Below are 5954 nucleotides of genomic sequence, written 5' to 3'. Positions count from 1 at the left end.
CAGAAGCGCCGCCCAGACGGCGGCGGCATCGGTCGCCGCGCCGGCGCCCGCGGCGGCGGCGGCCGCGCGCAGGCCCGCGCCGACGGTGAACACCTGCGACCGGAGTGCGGGCGGGCTCTGCTGCTTGCGGATGAGCAGCATCGCCGCGGCGCTGCCGGCGGTGAACACGCCGGAGACCCCGATCGCGAACACCGCCCACCACGGGCCGAGGTCGGCCGCGGCGATGACGGTGAACGCGCCGGTCGCCGCGAAGCCGAGGCCCATCTCGACCTCCGGTCGCATGCGGCTCGGCCGCGCGGAGTTCCAGAGCGCCCCGAGGAGGCCGCCGACGGCGAAGGCGGTGACGATGATCGCGCCCTCCGCGGCATCGCCCGTGCGCGCGACCGCCAGCGCGACCGCGGCGATGGCGAGGCCGCCCGAGCCGAACTGGCTGAGCGTGCCGCTCGCGGTGATGATCGCGAGCGGGCGGTGCGTGGCGATGTGCCGGAAGCCGGCGGCGATCGTGCCGAGCATCGACCCGCGGTCGTGGTCGCTCGCGACCGGGCGCAGGCGCAGTGGGATGGTGCCGAGCGCACCGAGCAGCGCCGCCGCGGCCATGAGCAGGGTCGCCACGCGCGCCGATCCGAGCGCGGCGGCCGCCGCGACCGCAGCGGGCCCGGCCACGGCCCCGAGGTTGTAGGCGAGCGCGTCGATCGCATACGCGCGCCGCTCGTCGGGGATCCGCTCGGTCACGAAGCTCGACAGCCCGCCGAACACGAAGGGCGTCGCCGCACCGGCGACGAGCAGCGCGATCGCCACCGCCCAGGCGGGAACGGGTCCGAGGAACGCGGCGATCGCGTAGGCGGTCGCGATCACGAGCCCGGCGGCCGCCAGCAGCACTCCGGGTCGGCGGCTGCGGTCGAGCATCGCCCCGGCGACGGGTGCGGCGACGATCGACGGGCCGAGCGCGGCCGCGGCGAGCAGCCCGCCGAGCGCGACGTCGCCGAGCTGGTCGACCGCGAGCACGGGGATCGCGACGGTGATCCCGCCGACGGCGAGCCGGGGCGGGGTCGCCGCGGTGAGGTAGGTGGCGACGCCCACTCAGGCGCACTCGGTGGACGCGGCGGTGTGGGTCATGGTTCCTCCGTGGTCGAGCGGATGCGGCGGCATCCGTTGCCCGCACGGAAAGCGTACGCCGCGCCCGGTGAGGCGGCGGCATCCGGCCGGCCCGACCCGGTGCCGGCGCCGACTAGGCCCAGGACGAGGGCGTCTCGCGGACGCGGTCGCGCAGCCCCCGCAGCATCCCCCTCGACATGATGAAGTCCGCCGGGACGATCACCAGGTGCGCCCCGACGGTGAGCCACCACGGCGCGGTGCGCGCCCGCCACCGGAACACGAGCCGGGTCGCCCGGCCGCCGTCCACCGGCGTCAGGCGGAAGCTCCACGTCCAGTGCAGGCGGGCGAGGTCGCGCTGCCGCCACGACAGCGGAAGGTGGGTCGTCGACTCGAGGACCAGCCGCTCGGCGGCCACGACCTCGCGCACCGTGAAGCCGCACATGGTCTCGGGCGCGCCGTCGGGGATCACGTCGCCCACCTCGAGCGCCTGGAACTCGTCGTGGATGCGGCTCGCGCTCGGCCAGTTGTCGGGGAAGAGCAGCGCGTCGACCCAGCGCGGCGTGTACCACCCGCCGCGGTGCCAGCCGACCTGGACGAGCCAGGGCCAGATCCGCTCGGGCGGAGCGGGCAGCGTCGCGGCGTGCGTCGCCACGATCTGCGGATGCGCGACCACCTCGTCGCCAGGAAGCCGCGCGTGTCGCTCGGCCGCCGTCGACCCGTAGGTCCGGCCGAACCACTGCAGCGCCAGCGCGGTGACGGCGATCGGGGCGAGGACGGTCGGCGCGACGCTGCGTGGGGAGGGCATGCGCCGAGTCTCGACCGGGTTCCGCCGCACCGTTGGGTCGATGGTCCCGCCGGGAGGCGCCGCCCTAGCATGGGACGCGTGAGCGAGGGTGGGCGCGCACGGGCCGACGAGTGGCGCACGTCGGTCGACATCGGGCGCCTGCGCGCCTTCATCGACGCCGTCGTCGCCATCGCGATGACGCTCCTCATCCTCCCGCTCCTCGAGAGCGTGGGGGAGGCCGCACGCGGCGACGGCGACACGGCCCACTGGTTCGCCGAGCATCGGTCGCAGTTGCTCGGCTTCGTGGTGAGCTTCGCGCTCATCGCGGTGTTCTGGATCTACCACCACCGGCTCTTCGCGCGTGTCGACGCCGCCTCGCCGGGACTGCTGTGGGTGACGATGCCGTGGCTGCTCGCAATCGTCTGGCTTCCGGTCGCGACGGCGATCTCCGGGCAGATGGACGACGACGACGCGCTCGCGAAGATCGTCTACATCGGCAGCATGATCGCGTTGAGCCTCTGCTCGCTCCTCGTTCGCCTCTTCCTGCGCGCCCATCCCGAGCTGCATCGGATCCCGCCGTCGATGATGGCCGCGGGCATCGCCGCGGAGGTCATCACCGCCGGGCTGTTCGCGGTCGCCCTGCTGCTGGCGCTCGCGTTCCCGGTGCTGGGCTATTCGCCGTTGCTCGTCATGGTGCTCACCGGCCCGGCGCAGGCGGTCGTCGCGAGGTGGCGGGGAGGAACGTCGCGCTGACCGCCGCTCGCTGCGGCGTCAGCCGACGTCGGCCCGGTCCTCCCGCGACCGCTCCCGCTCCGCCTCGAGTTCCTCGAGCTCCTCGAACAGCTCGAACGGCGATTCCACGTCACCGCGCCACGCCTCGACGCCCTCGCGCACGGCGAGCGCCGCGACGACGAGCGCGGCGACCGAGTCGGCCCACCACCAGCCGAGGAGCGAGTTGAGCAGGAGGCCGATCAGCACGGTGCCGGAGAGGTAGAGGCACAGCAGGAGCTGCCTGGCATCCGCCTGCACGCTGGCCGACCCGAGCTCGCGACCCGTGCGGAACTGGAACCAGGCGAGCACCGGCATCACCACGAGGCTCGCGACCGCGATCGCGATGCCGAGCGGGCTGTGGTCGACCGGCTCGACGCCGGCCAGGGCGAGGACGGCGTCGATCGTCACGTACGCGGCGAGGGCGAAGAACGCGATCCCGATCGCCCGGACCGTCGGCCTCTCCCAACGCTCCGGGTCGCGCCGCGTGAACTGCCACGCCACCGCCACGGCCGAGAGCACCTCGATGAACGAGTCGAGCCCGAACCCGATGAGGGCCGCCGAGGATGCCGCGGCGCCGGCCGACACCGCGATGACGCCCTCGATCACGTTGTAGGTGATCGTGAACGCCACGATGAGCCGGACGCGGCGGTGCAGCGTCGCGCGGCGCTCCTCGGTCGGCGCCGCGGTCATCGCGCGAGCTCCGCGTCGCAGCATCCGGGGACCGTGCACGCCGGGTCGAGGCACGGCGCGCTCTCGTCGACGGCGAGCGTGACGTCGAGCAGTGCGGTGAGTGCGCCCGCGAGGTGCGGGTCGGCGATCTCGTAGCGGGTGCGCCGGCCCTCGGGCTCGGCGACGACGATGCCGCAGTCGCGGAGGCAGGCGAGGTGGTTCGACACGTTGGACCTCGTTAAGTCGAGCTCGCGCGCGAGCACGGCCGGATGGCTCGGACCGTCGAGGAGGGCGAGCAGGATCCTCGAACGGGTCGGGTCGGCCATGGCCCGGCCGAGCCGGTTCATCACGTCGAGTCGGGTCGCGATCGTCAGCACACGGTGACTATACAGCGACGGCTGACCAATGCGCGCGGCCGTCTCGTTCCCCGCGCCGCACCGCCCAGCCGATCCCGATGTCCGCGGTGCAGGATGGTGCCATGAGGGACTCGTATGCGATCGACCTCAGTGACGACGACCTCCGCGAGGTCGCGCGCTTCGCGGCGCGGTGCGCGAGCGAGGTGCTGCCCTTCTTCGAACGCGACGCGCCGGACGATGCCCGCCCGCGCGAGGCCATCGACGCCGCCTGGGCCTTCGCCGAGGGCGGCGCGCGGACCAACGCCCTGCGCACGAGCGCCTGGGGCGCCTACCGGGCGACGCAGTCGGTGGACTCGCCCGTCGCCGCCGAGGCCGCCCACGCCGCGAGTGCCGCCGCCGGTGCGGCCTTCCTGCATCCGCTCGCGCACGCCGACCAGGTCAAGCACATCCTCGGATCCGCCGCTCGCGCGGCGCGGGCCGTCGAGCTCGAGGCCGACGACGTCCGAGGGGTCGGCGAGGCATTCCTCGACGAGGAGCTCCCGGACGTGCCCGACGCGGTCGTCGACGTGCTCCGCCGGTACCCGCCGGCTCCCGGCGGCGGCGGCCGCGTGGGCGAGCTCCTGCGCCACCTCGACGCGGTCCTGCGAGCGCGGGCGTGATTCCGGCGCCGGACGGTGGCCGCGGGGCCCGATCACGGGCACAATGCGTCTCATGACCCACACCGCGGTGCGTGATCGAGCCCTGCCCAACCTGCCGTCGCGCGACCTCGACGCGACCGAGGCGTTCTACGCCGGATTCGGATTCGAGCGGCGCTTCCGCGACGAGGGCTGGCTGATCCTCCGCCGCGGCGAGCTCCAGCTCGAGTTCTTCCCGTTCCCGGAGCTCGACCCGGCCGAGAGCGCCAGCCGCTGCACGATCCGGGTCGCCGACGTCGACGAGCTCGCCGACGCGATCGCGGCGTCCGGCGTGGCCGTCGCCGAGCAGGGCTTCCCGCGACTGCACGAGGTGCGTCGCCAGGACTGGGGCCTGCGCGCCGGGCACCTCGTCGATCCCGACGGCAACCTGCTCACCCTCATCGAGGAGCCCGCCGCGTGAGTCCGGCCACCGTCGACTCGCCGACCGAGGGAGCTCCCATGCGCGCGATCATCCTGAGCGGCAGCGGGCGGTACGCCGACCCGTGGCATCCGTACCCCGACACCACCGAGCGGCTCGCGGCCATCGTCGGCGAGGCGGGGTTCGACGTCGAGGTGCGCGACGACGTGGATGCCGCGCTCGCGACGCTCGGCGACGACGTGCGCCTGCTCGTGGTCAACGCGGGCGACCCCGACAGCCCCCTGCCGGACGGGGTCGACGCCGCGGCGTCCGACGGTGCCGCCGTCGACGACACCGCGCTCGCGGCCGCGGTCGATCGCGGCATCGGCATCCTCGCCGTGCACTCGGCGGCGTCGAGCCTTCGCGACCACCCGACGTTCCACCGCGCGCTCGGCGGTCGGTGGGAGGACGACGTGTCGTGGCATCCGCCGTTCGGCGAGGCGCGCGTGCACCTCATCGGCAACCACCCGATCCGCGAGGGGCTCGAGGACTTCACCCTCGAGGACGAGCGCTACGCCGGTCTCCGCCTGCACGACGTCATCGAGCCGATCGCCGAGCACGAGGAGGGCGGGTTCCGCTACCCGCTGGTGTGGGCGCGCGAGTTCGGGCGGTCCCGCCTCGTGTACGACGCGCTCGGCCACGACACCCGGTCGTACGACTCCGCGGAGCACCGCGCGCTCCTCGCCCGGGCGCTCGACTGGCTCTCGCACGTGCCGGCGCCGACGGGCGGGTGGACGGGCGTGTCGCCGGCGTGAGCGCCCCGCGGCGGGTCGTGCTCGCCCCCGACTCGTTCAAGGGCACCGCGACCGCGACCGATGCCGCGCGGGCGCTCGCACGCGGCTGGCGCACGGTGTCGCCCGCCGACGAGCTCGTCGCGAAGCCCATGGCGGACGGCGGCGAGGGCACGCTCGACGCGTTCGCCACGGCCGTGCCGGGTGCCGAGCGGGTGCCCGTCACGGTCCGCGGGCCCGACGACCGCCCGACGGATGCCGCGTGGCTGCGTCTGCCCGACGGCACCGCCGTCGTCGAACTCGCGCTCACGAGCGGCATCACGCTGCTCGACCGGCTGCGACCGCTCGACGCGCACACGTTCGGCTTCGGCCAGGCGATCGCCGCGGCGCTCGACGCGGGCGCCGCGCGGCTGCTGCTCGCGATCGGCGGGAGCGCATCGACCGACGGGGGCGTGG

Annotated in this window: 9 protein-coding genes; 5 read left to right on the top strand and 4 right to left on the bottom strand. The window is 74.7% G+C overall.

Annotated features, from left to right (window positions below):
• Together AVP42_RS11495 and AVP42_RS11490 are read right to left on the bottom strand one after the other, a co-directional pair.
• Positions 1–1080, bottom strand: a 1080-nt coding sequence (locus AVP42_RS11495) for an MFS transporter (protein ID WP_067949164.1), incomplete at its 3' end; no start/stop codon positions are given.
• A 148-nt stretch (positions 1081–1228) separates the two neighbouring features.
• Positions 1229–1900 carry an SRPBCC domain-containing protein gene (locus AVP42_RS11490; RefSeq protein ID WP_067949162.1) on the bottom strand — a complete coding sequence of 224 codons (672 nt, stop codon included), beginning with the start codon at positions 1898–1900 and terminating at the stop codon, positions 1229–1231.
• 78 nt (positions 1901–1978) lie between these two features.
• On the opposite strand from AVP42_RS11490, the gene AVP42_RS11485 reads away from it, so the two are divergent.
• The gene (locus tag AVP42_RS11485) at positions 1979–2632 is read left to right on the top strand and encodes a TMEM175 family protein (protein ID WP_231878610.1); all 654 of its coding nucleotides are present in this window, start codon (positions 1979–1981) and stop codon (positions 2630–2632) included.
• An 18-nt stretch (positions 2633–2650) separates the two neighbouring features.
• Here AVP42_RS11485 and AVP42_RS11480 read toward each other — a convergent pair whose 3' ends face one another.
• Both AVP42_RS11480 and AVP42_RS11475 read right to left on the bottom strand, forming a co-directional pair.
• On the bottom strand, positions 2651–3340 hold the full coding sequence (locus AVP42_RS11480; protein WP_067949160.1) for a cation transporter: 690 nt from the start codon (positions 3338–3340) through the stop codon (positions 2651–2653).
• Complete coding sequence (locus AVP42_RS11475; RefSeq protein WP_067949158.1) at positions 3337–3696, bottom strand: helix-turn-helix transcriptional regulator; 360 nt, start codon at positions 3694–3696, stop codon at positions 3337–3339. Before AVP42_RS11475 ends, AVP42_RS11480 begins: the two co-directional genes overlap by 4 nt.
• A gap of 101 nt (positions 3697–3797) precedes the next feature.
• Between AVP42_RS11475 and AVP42_RS11470 the strand changes: the two genes are divergently transcribed.
• The 4 genes from AVP42_RS11470 to AVP42_RS11455 form a co-directional block, all read left to right on the top strand.
• The gene (locus tag AVP42_RS11470; protein ID WP_067949156.1) at positions 3798–4334 is read left to right on the top strand and encodes a putative immunity protein; all 537 of its coding nucleotides are present in this window, start codon (positions 3798–3800) and stop codon (positions 4332–4334) included.
• Positions 4335–4386: 52 nt separating this feature from the next.
• Positions 4387–4770 (top strand): bleomycin resistance protein, encoded by a 384-nt coding sequence (locus AVP42_RS11465; RefSeq protein WP_157356812.1) that lies wholly within the window; start codon positions 4387–4389, stop codon positions 4768–4770.
• Entirely contained in the window at positions 4767–5522 is a 756-nt protein-coding gene (locus AVP42_RS11460; RefSeq protein ID WP_067949154.1) for a ThuA domain-containing protein, read from the top strand. The genes AVP42_RS11465 and AVP42_RS11460 overlap by 4 nt, the downstream gene beginning before the upstream one ends.
• On the top strand, positions 5519–5954 hold a 436-nt coding region (locus AVP42_RS11455), incomplete at its 3' end, for a glycerate kinase (RefSeq protein ID WP_197467012.1). The genes AVP42_RS11460 and AVP42_RS11455, both read left to right, overlap by 4 nt.

It is taken from the genome of Agromyces sp. NDB4Y10, from assembly GCF_001620055.1.
In the GTDB taxonomy this organism is placed as follows: Bacteria; Actinomycetota; Actinomycetes; order Actinomycetales; family Microbacteriaceae; genus Agromyces; species Agromyces indicus.
This window is presented reverse-complemented; position numbering and strand designations above follow the sequence as displayed.